This is a genomic window from Bradyrhizobium sp. HKCCYLS2038 (genome assembly GCF_051167655.1).
Taxonomy (GTDB): domain Bacteria; phylum Pseudomonadota; class Alphaproteobacteria; order Rhizobiales; family Xanthobacteraceae; genus Bradyrhizobium.
The window spans coordinates 94,476-110,785 of sequence record NZ_JBNPTM010000010.1; the positions used below are offsets into that span (position 1 = coordinate 94,476).

The 16,310-nt window shown below is 61.2% G+C and carries 11 protein-coding genes; 1 reads left to right on the plus strand and 10 read right to left on the minus strand.

Annotated features, from left to right (window positions below):
- Position 1: 1 nt before the first annotated feature.
- The 10 genes from ACQR1I_RS31850 to ACQR1I_RS31895 form a co-directional block, all read right to left on the minus strand.
- Positions 2-244 (minus strand): hypothetical protein, encoded by a 243-nt coding sequence (locus ACQR1I_RS31850; protein ID WP_434870227.1) that lies wholly within the window; start codon positions 242-244, stop codon positions 2-4.
- Positions 241-453: a hypothetical protein gene (locus ACQR1I_RS31855; RefSeq protein WP_434870228.1), complete on the minus strand. Its 213-nt coding sequence runs from the start codon at positions 451-453 to the stop codon at positions 241-243. The genes ACQR1I_RS31850 and ACQR1I_RS31855 overlap by 4 nt, the downstream gene beginning before the upstream one ends.
- Positions 443-3,067 (minus strand): MobF family relaxase, encoded by a 2,625-nt coding sequence (gene mobF / locus ACQR1I_RS31860; protein ID WP_434870229.1) that lies wholly within the window; start codon positions 3,065-3,067, stop codon positions 443-445. The genes ACQR1I_RS31855 and mobF overlap by 11 nt, the downstream gene beginning before the upstream one ends.
- Before the next feature lie 627 nt (positions 3,068-3,694).
- Complete coding sequence (locus tag ACQR1I_RS31865; protein WP_434870230.1) at positions 3,695-7,429, minus strand: hypothetical protein; 3,735 nt, start codon at positions 7,427-7,429, stop codon at positions 3,695-3,697.
- A 277-nt stretch (positions 7,430-7,706) separates the two neighbouring features.
- The gene (locus tag ACQR1I_RS31870) at positions 7,707-9,416 is read right to left on the minus strand and encodes a type IV secretion system DNA-binding domain-containing protein (protein ID WP_434870231.1); all 1,710 of its coding nucleotides are present in this window, start codon (positions 9,414-9,416) and stop codon (positions 7,707-7,709) included.
- A gap of 6 nt (positions 9,417-9,422) precedes the next feature.
- A complete protein-coding gene (locus ACQR1I_RS31875; RefSeq protein ID WP_434870232.1) occupies positions 9,423-10,064 on the minus strand; it encodes a hypothetical protein in 642 nt (213 codons plus the stop codon).
- Positions 10,057-10,956, minus strand: a complete 900-nt coding sequence (locus ACQR1I_RS31880; protein WP_434870233.1) for a hypothetical protein — start codon at positions 10,954-10,956, stop codon at positions 10,057-10,059. The genes ACQR1I_RS31875 and ACQR1I_RS31880 overlap by 8 nt, the downstream gene beginning before the upstream one ends.
- Positions 10,957-11,159: 203 nt before the next feature.
- A complete protein-coding gene (locus tag ACQR1I_RS31885) occupies positions 11,160-12,695 on the minus strand; it encodes a hypothetical protein (RefSeq protein ID WP_434870234.1) in 1,536 nt (511 codons plus the stop codon).
- A 21-nt stretch (positions 12,696-12,716) separates the two neighbouring features.
- A complete protein-coding gene (locus ACQR1I_RS31890) occupies positions 12,717-13,136 on the minus strand; it encodes a hypothetical protein (protein WP_434870235.1) in 420 nt (139 codons plus the stop codon).
- Positions 13,137-13,293: 157 nt separating this feature from the next.
- On the minus strand, positions 13,294-14,781 hold the full coding sequence (locus ACQR1I_RS31895; protein ID WP_434870236.1) for a DUF3987 domain-containing protein: 1,488 nt from the start codon (positions 14,779-14,781) through the stop codon (positions 13,294-13,296).
- 1,054 nt (positions 14,782-15,835) lie between these two features.
- Between ACQR1I_RS31895 and ACQR1I_RS31900 the strand changes: the two genes are divergently transcribed.
- Positions 15,836-16,150: a DUF736 domain-containing protein gene (locus tag ACQR1I_RS31900; RefSeq protein WP_434870237.1), complete on the plus strand. Its 315-nt coding sequence runs from the start codon at positions 15,836-15,838 to the stop codon at positions 16,148-16,150.
- Positions 16,151-16,310: the final 160 nt, after the last annotated feature.

Genomic DNA, 16,310 nt, shown 5'->3' on the forward strand with positions numbered 1-16,310 from the left:
TTTAAGAAATCCGGCGGCAAAGATCCGATGCCGTAGCCCCTCGCCGACACAGCTCGATGAGCGCTGCCTCGAGTTGGCGGGGCTTGTAAGCGTAACCCGGGTCCGGGAGGAAGATGCCATTCACCGGAATGCCGTGCGCCAGTAGCTCGCCGACGAGCCAAATACCTCCGTCGACCGCGATCTCCGCGTATTTCTCAAGGCGCATTTCCAGGATGCGGGGTTCGCAGACGGGGCGGACAGTCATTTCTTGTCTCCTTTTTTATGCGCCGAGATAGCTGCCGGCACGGTGCGAGATTTCGGTTCGAACACAGCGTCGAGCAGATCGCTGAAATATCGCTCGATCGCATCCAGTTCGGCTTTCGAGACTGGGATCGGGTCGGGCAGCTCTTTCTCTACAATCCAGTACTCGGGATCGAACGGCCGAGGCTTTGATGCCGGACGTCTAGAGCTCATGGCCGAGCTCTCTTTTGGTCCGGCGCTTGAGGCTAGCATTCGCCACCGAGCGCGTTGTGAGCTCGGTAACGTCGGAGGCCTCAAGCGTGGTGGTCTTGTGCTGCGACCGGGCCAGGCGCGCTAGCAAAGTCGCGCGCCGTTCTTCGACGGTCACTTCGTTCGGCCTCTCGCTGTAGCGACGATCGGCAACAACGATGGCGTCGATTTCAGACGCGTTAACGATCAGCGTCGTCTGGCCCCGTGCACGGCTTGCCGACACATACAGCGAATGCCGATCGTACGAAGGGTCAACGACAACCGTGCAGCTATCCGACGTCAGCCCCTGCGAACTGTAGACAGTCGTCGCATAGTCGTGGGAGAGGCGGACGTTTCCGCGCTCATCGACGAGCTCCGCCGTCGAGAAGTTGAGGCGCTTTCGCCCCGCCCAAGCGATGATTCGCGCGTGATCGTCGCCATCGCGCTCGATATGTTCGATTTTCGCGGACGTGCCGTTGATGACGCGGCGACCGTCGATGAGACAGCGTCGTCCGAACCGCACTCGATCTCCCGCCGCCAAGGCGAGGCCGAACGGATCGTCCGATACGGTTCCGGCCGTAACGACGACGTTCTCGCCCTGGATTTGGCCGTCGCGACGCAGTCGCTTCCGGATCTCGTTGTTGAGAGCTCGGACGGTCGCGTTCGTTCGCGCGATCAGGAGGTGGTTCTTGTCAGGCTCCGCCTGTTGAGCGGCGAACCATCCGTCGACTGCGGTGGCAATCGCCTGCTTATGGCCGGGGACGTCGACGATGCAGCCCAACTTTTCCAGGGCATCGTATGCAGGCATGACTTCGCCGCGCGATAGTTGCTCGACCACGTGGCGCATGGCCGGATCGCGCTGACGCACGACCGTCTTCAGAGTGGCCTCTTCCGCCGAATACCGTAGGATCTCAAGGCCAGCGCTCGCAGCAATCGGTTTCAGTTGGGCGGAGTCGCCGCAGAGGATGACTTTCGGCCCGTTTCCGCAACGCAGCGCTTCGCCCAGGATGGCGTGAGTCATCTTGACGCCCAACTGGCCGGCCTCGTCGACGACGATCACTGTGCGATCGTCGATGAAGTTGCCGCCCATCCGGGCAATTGCGTGCCAGCTATCGAGGGCGCGACCTTCGACGCCATCGAGTTCGGCAGCCCCCATCTCGACGGTACGCCATGCCGTCGCCGCCAAAATGACGCGATACCCGTCCTCGCGCATCTGTGCGATCAGGGGCTTCAAGGCGTGGTTTTTGCCCGTACCGGCCTTGCCGGAAAGCAGCACTAGAGCCGAGGGACCGGCAAGAGCGGCTGCAACACCGGCCTGCTCGGCAGAAAGGCTGGCTGCCACAATCTTCTTCTGCAGTTCATCTGTGTTGATGCCGGACCATTGACGATCCGCGAGCTCGCGGGCGTGAAGCAGGGTCTCGCGCTCGAGCCAGATCATTTCGGGGGTCGAGTAGATCGGCTCGTTGAGCGGATCGCGTCTGATCTCGACGATCGCGCCAGTCTTGATGATCTGGTCTACGGTCTGGATCAAATCGGCGGGATCCGCGAGCGTGCCCACATATGCGTTTGCTACCGCGCGGATAAGATCCTTGCGCGAGAACGTCGCCTCGAACTCAGTGAGGCGCTGGGGCAGCAGTGCCAACGCCTTCGCGAAATCGGCCTCATCGCCGAGCGAGTGCCCATTCTCCTGCCCGTGCAGGCGTTCGACGCAGAGAGGGACGTCAACGCCGAGCTCGGCTGCCTTCGACCGCCACAACGCGAAGCGCTGGTCGCCGAGATCGCCGTCCTTATTGCGTCGTGTCTTGAGTGCCGCCGCGGCCGCCAAAGCCGGCGCCGATGCGGTGTCGAGCCCGAGCTCGTCAAGCTCTTCGACTACCTGGTTGCGCCGCGCTGAGAAGAACTTTCGAATCGTCCGATCGAAGCCGATCTCGAAGATGCCGTTGCGACCGATCTCTTGGATCGCGAATCCAAGCTGGCTAAGCCCATGAGCGAGATGAGCGTGGTAGACCCCGCCCGTCATGAGTTTGAAAGGACCTAACCGCGTGTCGATTCCGCCGACCGTGCCGTCGCTTTGACGCAAAGCCAGGTTGAAGCATACGGCGTGGGTATGGCACTGTGGGTCGGCGAAAATCGAGCCGTCGAGGTGCTGCGCGGGGCGCGCGCTATCGTGGGTAAACAGCGCTGCCGTCAGGCTCGCTTTCTCGCGCACAAGACCATTGCGCCCACGACGTGCAAAGATCGCCTCGTCGTCGAGAACGGTGAGTGCGGCACGAACAGCTCTATGATGTGCGGCAAGAATCTCGTTACGGAGATTTTCGTCCGCTGTCAGCGCGTAGGCCAGGCTCACGCTCTTCGGCACTGAAAATGTGATATCGACGCCTTCGACGGTGCGGCCCGTCGTCGTCAGCAGTGATGCGCCGTTCGTGTCCAGACCGGCGTGAAGCTGGGTAAACAGATCGATATCGACCGCGGCGCCGTCTTTGACTCCAAAATGATTGGCGCGCGCAAACCACGCGGCAGCGAGCTGACGCTCGCCACCATGGTAATAGTCCCTCGCGTAATAGCTTGACGCTGTGCCAATTTGGATCGATGCGACCACTTGCTTCCACCTTTCGAGCGGAAGCTTCGGTCAAAACGCGGGGGAATTTCCCCCCTGACCCCGGAGAAAGTTGTGTCCGGTGTCACAGCAGAGCCGCCAAGAGGTGGCTCCATCTTCTGTTAGACGAGCAGAGCTAGGCCGTTCATAGTCGCGCTACACAAACCCGCGCTCCGCCAGCGATCAAGCGACCATGGCACGTACTATGCGGGGCCAGGTCTCCGGTGGGCATCGTACAGAAAACACCAAACGCAATCGCAGCGTTGACGCTTATCCGCCGTGCTGGGCCACAGTTATCGGGATGTTCCGGAAAAAATAGGCCTCCCGACGCTTCGTGAGACAGATTTTCCGCTGTGCATGAGCAGCCTTGCCAAACGTAAGGAATTTGCCGCCAAAATGTTACGGGAAGTGACACGCTTCGCTTGTAATCAACCAGACCGATCAGCACCGGTCGATTTCACGTTTATGCTTCGATCGAATATTCCGCCTGAACGGATCGTCGGCCATTTTCACCCGCCAGTTTTACCGACCGCCTCGACTCCTACAGCACCTATGTCACTCGGCGTGCACGCACTGTATGCATTCCAAGCCACAATAAGCGGGGCTGGCGATACGAGGCTCCTATCTCCCCTACTCGAAGCGGCTGTTTCGCTCGTTGTCCTCGTTCCGCTCACTCAATCGCTCTGCGTCAATAGTTTTTTGGAGCCGCTCGTTTGCCGCTTGAACAGCGGAAGCCAGTCCGGGCGTCGTTGTGCCCGGCAAGGCATTGAGCAGTTTTTGCCGCTTCTCTAATACAGTCGCAAGCGATCCACTCCACGATGAAGGGTAAAGGCGCTGCACGATTTCGTTCATAACCAGGGTGGGATCGGGTGCTTTCCTTAGCAACTCTCCAACAAGGGGCCGCCACTCGGTCGCTGCGTTTTCTTCGTTTCCGCTGAAAAGGATTGCCACGGCAGCCATGAGCGGATAGCGCAACACGGGCTCGCGATCACACCACCGTAAGATGGCCTCGTCCGTAACACCGTCAAAAACATTCTGCCGATGGCGCGAAAGGTTCTGAAAGAAGCTTATGCTGCGCTTGATCTCGGCGGGCGTACCTGAGAAGAGCTCGTCAAGTACCTCCGTCGAATGCACCCGCAACAATCCGTTCATCAGATCATCGTTGTCGTAAGCGCGGACATCGTGCCTTGATGTGGCGTCAATCAGCTTACGGCTAAGCCCTCGTGCCACGGAAGCGCCTTCCGGCCCGCTCAACGTTCCGCGCACGACCATGCCCAACTCGTGATCTTCGCGGTGCGCGCGGCCGGTTGTACGTTGGAATTCGAAATGGTGAAGGATTCGCCGGCCAGCCTCACGAACCTCGGATGCCGGCGGGCGCTTGGCCTCTGCGTCAGAATGAAGCCGCATGGCAATGATTTCCAACGCGACCGGAATGCCGCCCGGCTTGCGAGATATGGCAAGCAATAGGTCCCGAAACTCGGGTCCAGGAACGTTCTCGCACGCGCGGCCATAGGCCAAGCTGTTGAATGTTTCAATCGGCGCTTGGCCGAGGTCGAGGGACTTATGTAAGCGACCAAGGGCAGGCCCATCGATCGCGGCTGAAGTCTGAAGCAGAGGAAACGACTTGCCGAGAGTTGTACTCGATAGCGCTTCGTCAAGAATAACGTTCCCAAGTGTCTGGTCGCTCTTTAACAGGCCCTGTAGGAACCCGCCGACCAAGGTAAGGCTAGCGTTCTTCACCGCTCCATACTGTTTGACGATCTCATCCCACATCGCTCGCGGTACTTCCGCCGCCTCGGCAAGAGCCTCGCCAAACATTCGTTCCTTATCGTTACCATTCATGAGCTCCGGCAAAAGGGCACGGAACGCGTTCTCATCCACAGCAACATCGCGCGCAAGTTCCCTAATGGCCGCAGCCGCGCGCGCCGCCCGTACGTCATAGCTTTCTCGTGGTTTGCGCGGAGCAGCGGTTGCGCTCAGGTCAGCAGTTTCCTCTTCCTCATCCTCGAAATCTTCGAGATCAAGCGCCCCACCGCGCTGCCCGCAGACGAGCCCCCGTACGCGATTAGCTAGGTCTTTCGGCCGAAGATACTCCTCCAGTTCCGTGAGCCGCTTCCTAAGCTCAGGCGGCATAGCGCTGCCGTCCAGCCGCCGCGCCTCACGCGCCGCGACCCATCCATCGCGCCAGAACGTTGCGCCGGCAAGGTCACGGACGAGCTGGTCGAGTTGCTCGGCCTGGCCCGAACGGCCCCACAGATCCTGAAATTCTTGCGAAATCGCCTTTTTCACGACAGACGCAACTGGACTGTTCGAGAGAGCCACACTTCGCGCCAAGTTCAACGTCGCATCGAACCACGACCGGACCTCGCCGCCATTAGCGGGATGATAACCATGATCACGCGAACGCGCGCCGAAATCAAAATCATAGCTCGACATGAAATGATCGGTTTTGAGCAACGCTTCAAATGCACCGATACCAACCGCCCGCTCTTTCTCATCCTCGGATAACAATAACCGTCGCGCGATCTTGATCCGCATATCGATTGGTGCGTGGGTCCCAGACAGAACGATATAAAACAATGACGCCACGACCTTGTTGGCGTCGCTGTCGTTCTCGCTCTCGGGAGTAAGTGCCGCGAACTTTATCAAAACAGCGATTGCTCGATCATAGAAAGCCGGTTCATAAGCCAGCGACCGCAGCAGACGCACAAAGTGCTTGCAACGATTAAGCGTCTCCTCGTCGCCCGGTGCAACCGTGCGCTCGATCGCCGTTAGAACAGCTTCGGGAGCGACAGGAGCGATATTGGCAAAAATCGCGCGTCCGAGTTCGTTAAGGTCGCTAACGTCGCCGAGAAGCCCGCCCGACGCCAACCAGCTCTCCACTATCGCCTTGGCCTGCTTGCTATCATCGAGGTAGCCAAGACGGCGTGAAAACGAGCGCAACAAGCGTTCGGACGCACTATCCACCAAAAAGGACGCCACGCGAGCGGGTGGAATATTCTGAAGCGCCATTTTTGCAAGACGATTCGCAATGGCGTGCGGCAGAACTGCCCGCCATTGCGCACGCGCCTGAACGAGATCGCGACGCCGCAGCTCGGCAACACCCTGGTAGACCTCGTCGGCCGTCTTGCCGACCAGTTGTCCGAGCACAGGGAGTTCAGCTTTATCACCGTCGAGCGTTTCGCCCTCCAAAGAATAGACCAGCGAGCACGCTTGCGCGACCAACAGCAGCGATGGATCGGAGTTATGACGCTGTTGGAACAGACGCTTGAACAACTCTTCGTCGCTCAACTCCGCGACTCGCTCTGTCTTTTCGATACACGAGGCGAGTGCAAGGGCGACGCGGGCGTTGCCATCGGAAAACACGGCGATTGTACGGGCATCGACTTGAGACAAATCCGGATAGCGCCTAACGACGAGCTTCTCGATCAGCTCGATGGATGACGTGTCGAGGCGGAAGACATCGGTGCCTTCAGGCTGGTCGTCACGAATGTCGTATTCGATCGTGATGACGCTGATCGAAGCTCCCTTTGTTCGTGCAATTTCCGAAAGGGTGCGGTGCAGCTCCGGTGGACAATTGTCGACCACGAGGATCGCGCGGGTCTCGTTGGCATTCAGGTCTGACGCCAGGCCCACCGGCGGAGGATTGGGTTCGTCCGCGACGTTGGTGTAGATAGCATGCGAAGGATCGAGAGCAGCATCTCCCACCGATGGATCGAATAGTGCTTCCGCAAGCCGCGTTTTGCCCACTCCAGATAAGCCGGCAAGCCGCACGACGCGCCCCGGCTTAGAAAGCACCTCGCGAATCTTGTTGACCCCATCGATCGCAGGGATGCCATCGCCTTCATCTTTATCCCCGGTTCGAATACGCGCGTGCTCGTCGAAGAGGTAACTGCTCTCAGACCCCTGAGGCGCAAGGGACCACGAACCGAATGATTTCCATCCAGGTACGGCCTTGCCGATTTTCTCTCGTACCCACGGGATGATGCCCGCGTGGTCGCGGACCCACGTTGCCATGCGGCTGCGGTCGTAGAAATCAAGGACGAGCTTCCCGGCGGCGGATGTGCCCGCAAGTGCTTCTGCCATCGCGGCCCGGCGGTCATTCAGGGCGGTCTCTGCCACGGACCCTTTGGAGCTAACGATGATGTATGCTCCGTCCATGTCGGCCAACTCGACAATCGACGGGCGTAACACCCTTGCCGGCTTAGGCTTCATTTCATCGAGGATCTCGCCTCGAGGCATGTCCTGGGCTTTGACTTGGAATCCTGTCTGAGGCTTCGGAATAAAGCCGTGTATGGATGACCCGGCCGGCACCGCAACGCGGACATCCAGGCCGCCATCCTTTGGCCGTTTGATTGCCCCCATAGGTCACCGCGGAGACCGACAAACTGCCTCTGCGCAATTCGGCTTCGCAGAGCAGTCCGACGAGCGTGCGAAGGTCTGTGTCGGTCAATGCCGCAATATCGTCGCCTGTAATTTCAAACATGGCCCGAAGCTAGAAAAGCCACTCGATGTCGTCAATTAGAGATAAGGAGCCGCGGCACTTCGCCAATGAATGGAGAAACGAGCCGGAAACGCGTCGCCTGTCGGAAACGTCCTCTTCCGAGACAGCTCGATGAGCCACTAATGACTACATGCTCGATTAGGCTTTTGGCATCCAGCGATGGAACGGCCAATCCAGTACCGGGATATCGCCGAGCCCCAATACCACGGCCCGGACGTAGGGCCGGCCCCAGAGGTCGAATCGGAGACCGAAATCGGCGGCGTACTCCGCTGGAGAGATCGGCGGAATCGTCCACTCGCGCTGCGCTCCATTTTGAGGGACGGTGCGGGGCTCGCAAACGGTACGCGGTGCGACCCAATCGTTGGCGATACGCTTGGCATTGTCGCCCGGCGAGAGCGCGCAGACGATCTGCAAGCCGAAATTCTCGCGCAAGGCTTCCGCACCGGCCTCGCCATAGGCATCCCGGAGCTGTGCCGGGCTCTGCAGTGAAGCCACGCTGCGCACCCCTCGCGAGCGGCCAAGCGAAACAAGGTCGATCAGAGCGTCGCTGCGACCGATCCGCGTGACCTCATCGAGAAACAGCCAGATGCGCGCATCGCGGCCATCCTCCACCTCATCGCCAAGAAGCGTTCCGGCCAACAGGCGCAATGACAGTTTGACAAAATTCGCCGAGCGTTCCCTGCGCTGCAGATCGTATCTCAATACGATCGGGCGCCGCCAGCCGGTCGCAGTCGCCCACTTCCGCAACGATAGTCGGCGCGCCCGTGCATGTTCCATCCTGGCAAGGCGCCTGGCGGTTGCGCCGACATGCGCCGTCAAATTGAAGAGCAACGACAAAATAAAGGTCGCTGGCTCTTCGCCACGTTGCTGAATCATGTTCGCGACCTCCGGCGCGACCTGTCGGACCATCTGTTCCTGCTTCTCCAGGGGCTGGTTCAGCAAACGGTAAAGATGGCGCCAGCCCCACTGCCGACCGTAACGATTGGCGAGATAGAGCACCAAGGCCGACAGGATGAGCCTTGAGCCCTCCGACCAGACCGGATCCTTGGATTCCGGAATGAGGGACGCCGCGAATTCGTCGGCATCGGCGTCGCTCAGAAGATCTTCGCCGATCGCCCAGACCACCGAGGTGGCTCCCGAAAGACCAAGTGTCGCCGGTTTGTCGGCGGCCATGCGGTTCGCAAGCCCGCCCTTCACGTCAAGCGCGACGACGCGATCCCGTCGTGCCAGCGCCTGCCGCAATAGCCCCTCGAGGATCACGGATTTACCGGCGCCGGGCTGACCAACCAGCAAGATTCCTTGCTGCTCGGTGACGATTGGCAGCCTGACGCCAGGTGCCAGCAGCAAGCCATCGCCTGTTTGACGACGCAGCGGCGCCCAGATCTGATTGAGATGCGCCGCTCCCCACTGCCCCCGCATCGGTCGGGGACCGTTGACATGGCGTGCGCGCATCTGTTTCGGGCTGACCTCGCGCACGCGAACAAAGACGAGCTTTGCCGCCAATGCTGCAATCGCGATGACGACGGCAATGCGCAGGAGCAGTGGTATTGCAAGGGCGCGCCACGGCGGCGGAGCAGTGAAGGCTGCCGCCATCCTGAACGGGTAGCCCACGATGTCGCCGAGGCTCATCGTTTCGAGCGGCGGGATGCTGGTCTGCCTGATGATCAACCACAGATCCCACGGGTAGAACGTCACGAACATGTCCGCCCGGTGCGACCACACGATCGGCGGCAGCAGGGCGAAAATCGCGGCGGTCGCGATCACGAGCACGCCAAGAAACACAAGTGTGCTCCAGAACCGTGCGCTGGCCGGCGAGAGCTGGAGTTCGGTCGGATGGAAGGGGGGCATGTCAAGTTACCTCAAGTTGATGCTGATGCGCTGCGGCACCGCAATGAGCGTGCCCTGTGGCAGCGAGCGGTCAGGAACGAGGTCTGGGTTCGCCGCAAAAAGCGCCGCGACAGGAAGAGCGAGGCGATCGGCCGCCTGGCTCAGGCTCAAGCCGGAGGAACCGACGCGATAGATGCAGTGACCTGTCCAACGGTCGAGCCGAGTGCAGGCCTCGCGCCCTGAGGTGGGCCCCTCAAGCGACCGAAGGCATCGCACGGCAAACGGGAGAGCCGTAATCAACGCCAGGCCGACGGTCGTGGTCACCACCATCTTGCACAGACATTCCCACCACAGCGGGCAGCGGCGCTTCATGTCCGCGAGCCATGAGAGCCTCGGTCGCGCCGTCGGTGCGCCGACCGCGTGGGCGGCTGCCTCGGCGATCTGCGCCGAGCCGCCTTCCTTTGCGCGAATGACCGCCGAACGCTCGGCCAGCAGGGCGAGGCCTTTCGGCCCCAGGCGAACGATGACCCACGGCGGTACGCGCAACAGCTCGGCCGCCGTCATCTTGGCCAGGCGATTTACGATCTGGGCTCGTCCGGCCTCGCCAGAGATCTGCCTCTGGCGCAACAGACGATAGAAGCTTTTCAACTCATCCGCGCGATCAGGCATCGGAACCTCCCTGATCTGCGTTAAACACGTCGTCGATCGCCGACCACATGGCTTCCAACCATGCCGCCACATCGCCCTGCAGCGTTGCTGCAATGGCGCGTGACATGCCGAGACGTTTGGCGATCGCCGCATCGTCGGTGTTGATGATATCGGTGAAGGTGAAGCCGAGGGTCTCGAATGGCGGCATCGCTCCGGCCGGCAACGCCGGCATGTGCAGCATCTGCCGGCCGAACGCGAACGGAGCCACGCTCTCGCGCCACACATGTTCGGCCGTGGAGCCCGGGAAGAACCGGAACTTGCCGTCCCTCTCGTTCAGCACGGGAACGATTTCGGCAGACGGAAATGCGACTTCCAACGCCCGTCCAAGCTCGATGCTTTGTGCCATGGCAGCCGGGTCGGGCAGCAGCAACAGGAAGACGGTCGAGCGAACACCGTGCTGTCTGAGATAGCTGTCAACCCGGGCCTTACCCGTATACTCGACGGTCCCGGAAGCCGACGGCCCGCCGCCGACATCGACGATGAGCGTTGCGCCATCCTGCAGCGATGCGTCGATAGCCGCCGTATACGGCTCCATCGCCACCACGGCCGCCAGCGGATCGGCGCGCAGCGCCTCCGCGCCCGGCAGACGGACGACCGACACCGCGTCCCCATAGAGAGACGGCAGTTGCGGCGTTCGGTCGATCTGAACGATCCTGACGGGCTGGCCACCCGCGCGATACTTGTCGATCAGCAGCCGCGCCAGCAGGGTCTTGCCGAGACCTCCCTTGGGGCCGATCGTCAAGTAGATCCGGGCCTTTGACACGGCAGCCCGTTTCTCTGCCGCGCGCACCTGCTTGACGAGCTTGCTCGCCTTGCGCTCGAGCAACTTTTCCTTGCGTTCGCTTTCGTCCATCGCGGTCCTCCTTCGATTGGATGGACAGCGATAAGTTCACATCAGCTAAGGGAAATCCTCCCGCGACCCCGGAGAAAAATGCAGGCTGCCGGAATGCGAGCAGCACGAAGACCGACAGACGACATTGATAGCCGGCCGAGCCAAGCCGCCGGCCGTGCCGAAATAACCGCAAACATTGAGCATCTCTCGCCAGGACATGGAGCTCATAGCTCCGCGAGAATTCTGCGAATCTCATCCCGGATGACGCCGGCGGGATGGAGAGCCTCGAAGATTGCCCTTATCCTTTCTCCTGGAACATTGGCAAACCGCGGCCCGCCTTGATGACGGCGCGGGTATTCGTGCCGCAGAAGCTCGACACCCAACCGCTTCACCTCCAAATAGTCGTCACCGCGTTTGGCGTCCTGCGTATAGAAGACGCCATGGCGGTATTGGCGCTCGCACTCGCGTAGCCATGCATAGATTTCAACGGTGGCATGGGCGTTGAAGTAATCCCTGGCTCCTTCAAGCCGCTGGTCGGCTCTCGCGCGCTTGGCCAGATCTTCGTTCATCCTCCGCGTGGCTTCGGCATAGTCGCGCAGGATGACGATTTGCTCTCTTGCCTTGGCGATCCTGCCGGCGAAATGTCTGGCCGCGTCCGGTGCCCAGAGCTGCCAGGCGGCAAGATCCCCGCGCGGTGGCGGCTTCTCATGCTTGAGAATAGTTCTCGCGTCGATCCCAATAAGTGGGTCAAAATCATCTTGGCCGTGAAGTGCTTGAGCCAATCGAGGAGTGCACTCCACGATCTGTGACACTAACTCCGCAAATCGCTTTTCGAACGGATCGCTCTCGGAATTGCCGGCCAGCAGACGTTCGTCTTCTTCCTTGATCATGGCAACGCTAAAACATGGCCATCCCTGCTCCAGAAGTCCACTGATCAGTTGATAGAGCGGTGCGGGCTTCTCGAAGTCCGTCACCGTCCTGTTCAATTGCGGGTCCCTGTTCCTGTCCCAAAGTCGGAACGCCGTCTCGAGATCTCTCGCTGCGAGCCGGCAGCTTAGTGCCAGATTCTCCATCGCCAGGCCGTCCATCTCGGCGACCAGTTGCGCGATCGGAACATGCCGTTGCAGTCCGCCGGAGGCCCAAACCAGACGCTGGGCAGTTTCGCGGCCCAACCGATCGTGGAGCCGCCACAGCCCATGCATTTCAACGGATGGATCACGCGCCGCAGCGGTAAAGGCACGCTTCATGCGATGGACGCCGTTCTCCTCGCTATTCCATCCGAACATGCGGAATTCGGACAAGGCCGATGGGCTCTGATGCTCTCGGTTGCGAACTGGAGCCAAAACCGCAAGCTTCCCGGAAGCGCGGTGTACCAGTTCTCGACATGCGTAGACGGAAAGATGCCGGCGTCCTTCGAGCCGCGTGCGATTCAATGGTCGATTCGGGCGCCGCTCCCGATTGCGCGACAAGAATGCCGCAAACTGTTCGAGTTCCTTGACAAGATGAAGTCGGTTCTTCGATGGCTCCGTCTGCGCATTGCCCTCCCCGCGTCGATGTGGCGGGAGTTGCGGAAGATCCTTGCCCCACTCCTCGACGCCGTCGAGGAAATCCATCAGATGGATCTGGAACGCTTCAGTGCAGTCCAAGGCACGGCGCTCTCGATACTGTGGATGAAGATGCTTCTCGTAGAATACTGAGATCTTGCGGTTCAGTTGCTGCAAGATGTCTTGCGGCGTCAAATTCGAACCATCATCGCACATGAGTGAAGCCACCGCGTGGTGTCAGTCGTCCAGATCGATCCGATGCACTCGGGTCCTTAGAATGTCCGCCAACCGGTCCGATCGGCGTGCCGTCGCTCCATCCGCCGGTGACGCAGGCGCCATGCGAAGTTCGACGGGTGGATTCATTTGACCCAAAGGTTGAGACTTCCTTGCACCGCTGGCCGGGACCGCGCTTTCATTTCGCTCCATCGTTAACCGACCATATTCAGTGCGCAATTGATGCTCGGAAATCGCCTGGCCTCTCCTGTGACGTGCGCCGGCTTTGGTCATCCGCATGGCGATGACACCCCACGTCAATCCCTGTGCCCGCAGCGCCTTCAAATCCGGCAGACACATGCGCAACGCGCGGCGCAACGGGATCTTGTCGGGGCCGTCGCCCAACGCTGCGATGATCGCCTGGATTCTCTTTTCGCTGTCCATTTAATTGATGTAAGTGCAACGCGATGAAGCGCAACGCTTCTTGGTCGTCTCATCGATGCTCTTCAGATCGAGCCGCGCCAATCGTCTTGCGGTACATAGGCAAGCGCCCCGCTCATGGCGGGGTACTTCCTCTCGACTGCAGTTATTGCGAGCGATCTCAGCCAGCAGACCCGCCGAGCAGGGCCGGATGGATCATCCAGTCCCGCGAGGGGCGGCCGGCGCCCACCCGCAAGCGTTCGACGGGCCTGATCAAGCCACGCAACTGCAGTTCGCGTAGCGCCTCGCCGATCGTTGCAAGCTCACGCAGCGGCGAGCCGATCCCGCGCTGAATATCGTCGCGCACATTCACCGTCGCCTTCCCGAGACGGCGCAGATGCCGCGTGAGCTGAAGCGCCGGGCTTTCGGCCTTGTACGAGCCCGCCGACAGCGCCCGCGCCGCCATCGGCAGGAAGAAGTCACCCATCAGGGTGCCGGCGCGCTCAACATGCTCGCCGGTCACCTGATCGGGCTGCCTGCCGTTCGCCGTCGCCTCGACGACAGCGAACAACCCGGCCAGCCGCAGCGCGTGCTGCCGCGCGCGAACGTGAACATCGCGCAGCGGGCCGGACAGATCATCGAGCCCCATCGTGAAGGCCTTGCTGGCCCCGGTCAGATTGGCCCGCGCGTCAGCCGAAAGTTCGATCGTGTCGAAGAAGCTGCCGGACCGGTTCGAGCCACCGGAGCGGGCGAGATCGACCGCGAGCTTGCCGAGTTCCTCAACCGGCCCGGACTGCTGGGGCAGGTCGTGCACCAGCTCGAACGCCGGATACGTCCACAGAAAGCGGGCGCACGCGCCGTTGCGGATTCGCCCGACGATCTGCTGGACACGATCCGGATGAGTCGCCGCGATGATCGTCAGCAGCAGCGCGGGGACACTGACGTGCCCGCTGCTCTTGAGCCGTTGGTCGAACCTATTGCCGTCGAACGCCTGCAGCAGGATCTTCTGGCCCATCTCCCCCGGGCCAGCCAGGCTGCCGCCGCCGAACTCATCGGTCACGAGCACCCGCCCGCGCGCATCATGCTGCATTTCGTCGACGAAGCCGGCGCCGCTGGCGTCCGACACGATCAGCGGCGGAGGAGGCATCTCCTCATCGCCGACGTCGAACGGCGTGCCGTGCTCGCGAACGATTTGCCGGATGGCTCGCGCGCTGTCCTGGTGGCGCGCCTTGGACACTTCGGCCGAGGCCATGGCCGCGGTCGTCGTGAGGTCCGTGCTGATCGCGGCCTCCGCCTGCCGCAGGGCGCGGGTCGCGACCTGAACGGCCGAGCTGCGATGCGATCCCGGCTCGCCCACGTGGAGGATGAAGAGGCCGAGCGGCTGGGCCTCGTCCGGCGTGATGGCGATGCGCCACCTGTTGCCGATCGCGCCCGAAAACGCGCCGAGAATCGCCGGCGCGAGGTAGGCCGGCGTGATGCATTTTGCGGCGGCGAGGCCTGCGACGAGGGGTTCGATTGCCGGCGGCAAGGCGCTCACCGGAAACGAGGGGGACGTCGCGACGTTCTTCTCTGCGAAGGCGAGGTCCACGTCGGGCCATGCCTTGACGCCGGCCAAATTCTGGCCCGGCTCCACATCGGCTGACGCCGGCTTGCTTTCAGCTTTGGTCATTGTCGACTTTCGTGCCATGATGCTCCCCCCAAAGGGGATCCCTATGTCACCCATCGAAGCGTGGGCGACATCTCTGTTAGAGGACCCGGTTAGGGAATTTCCCCCCTGACCCCGGAGAAAATCGCGGCGATCCGGAGCATGGGCCTCGGACAGCCTTGCCGATGCGGCCTCCGGTCTCCCCACACGACCGTCGCCATTCAGCCGATCTCCAGGTACCCGGCCTGACGAAATGACAGAATGACAAAATCCAAAGCCGGCCGTTGCGGCTCGATGCATTTTCCTCATGAGCCGTCCACGAGCTCGCTCGCCTCACGAAGCTTGGCATTTCGTCATTTTGTCAGGCCGGCCGATTGCGATCCAAGTCTGCACGATGAGAGCGCGCTCTCATCGGGGATGTGGATTCTGGCCCGATTTTCAGTGAGAGGGCGTCAACGCCTCTCAGATCAGCGCTTGCTATGCCAAATTGACGAAATCCAAGAATAGCCCTGCAACGCTCGTTGGCATGCCTCGGCCGTCCTGAACGAACCGCGTGACAAGATGACAGTATGCACGCGAGCCTCCCGACACGCGTTGGCACTCATCCATGAACTGAGGATCTCTCGACCATCGCGACAAGCGCCAATGTCCGCGACCTTTCGAGCACCACGAAGCCGCGAAGTTACGCCATCACCCCGCCTCAGATCGTCAGCTTCAAGGTTGAGCTTCGTGCATCTCGCGGGCTTCCGACCAAGCCGATCAAACCCTCATGCAACCCGGTGCAGTACGCCATGATTGTCTCCATTTGCCTGGAAAGGGCTCGCGTCCTGCGCCTCCTCGGATGAGCGGATCAAGCCCGGGGGCCGGCTACGCCTCGATCGCCTTCCCGCAACTGCTACGCCTGCTTTTTTCCCCTGCCGCGAAGCGGCGGCATTCCTCGCGCGAAGACAAAAAAGCAGGCTGACGCAGTCCTGCGCATCCGCTGCGGGCCTGAAGGCTGCGGGCCCATCGCTCCCCGGGCTAACGACCGTCATCGAGGCGGCGATGGTCGCGGCCCGAGTAACAAATGGAGACTATCATGGCTCAGATTGGCACCTTCACCGCATCGGAAACCGGCTATGTCGGGTCCATCAAGACACTTACGCTCAACCTGAAAGCAAAGCTGGTCGCCAACTCCGAGACCGGTAACGACAGGGCGCCCGACTATCGGATCGTCGCGGGCGCGGTCGAGTGCGGGGCGGCATGGAGGAAGGTCGCGCGTGACAGCGATCGCACCTACCTCAGTTGCAAGATCGACGATCCTTCACTGCCTGGCGCGATCTACGCATCGCTCGTCAAGATCGACGGTGGCGACGAATTCGCTCTGATCTGGTCTCGCCGCAGCGGCGACTGATGCCGAGGCATCTAAGGCCCCGCCTCTTCGAGGCGGGGCCTTTCTCGATTCTGCCGCTGGTGCGGATAAGGCAGGACAATTTTTCTTGGAAGGAACTGCTAAGGGCTCCGCCCTCGCGCCGGCAAGGGTGAAGCACGGCACGCCGTGCCGGCCGGAACGG

Excerpts from the sequence above, each read along its gene's own strand:
- ACQR1I_RS31885 (WP_434870234.1), bottom strand. The coding sequence starts at position 12,695 with ATGTGCGATGATGGTTCGAATTTGACGCCGCAAGACATCTTGCAGCAA.
- ACQR1I_RS31865 (WP_434870230.1), bottom strand. The coding sequence starts at position 7,429 with ATGGGGGCAATCAAACGGCCAAAGGATGGCGGCCTGGATGTCCGCGTT.
- ACQR1I_RS31880 (WP_434870233.1), bottom strand. The coding sequence starts at position 10,956 with ATGGACGAAAGCGAACGCAAGGAAAAGTTGCTCGAGCGCAAGGCGAGC.
- ACQR1I_RS31875 (WP_434870232.1), bottom strand. The coding sequence starts at position 10,064 with ATGCCTGATCGCGCGGATGAGTTGAAAAGCTTCTATCGTCTGTTGCGC.
- ACQR1I_RS31855 (WP_434870228.1), bottom strand. The coding sequence starts at position 453 with ATGAGCTCTAGACGTCCGGCATCAAAGCCTCGGCCGTTCGATCCCGAG.
- ACQR1I_RS31850 (WP_434870227.1), bottom strand. The coding sequence starts at position 244 with ATGACTGTCCGCCCCGTCTGCGAACCCCGCATCCTGGAAATGCGCCTT.
- ACQR1I_RS31895 (WP_434870236.1), bottom strand. The coding sequence starts at position 14,781 with ATGACCAAAGCTGAAAGCAAGCCGGCGTCAGCCGATGTGGAGCCGGGC.
- ACQR1I_RS31890 (WP_434870235.1), bottom strand. The coding sequence starts at position 13,136 with ATGGACAGCGAAAAGAGAATCCAGGCGATCATCGCAGCGTTGGGCGAC.
- ACQR1I_RS31870 (WP_434870231.1), bottom strand. The coding sequence starts at position 9,416 with ATGCCCCCCTTCCATCCGACCGAACTCCAGCTCTCGCCGGCCAGCGCA.
- ACQR1I_RS31900 (WP_434870237.1), top strand. The coding sequence starts at position 15,836 with ATGGCTCAGATTGGCACCTTCACCGCATCGGAAACCGGCTATGTCGGG.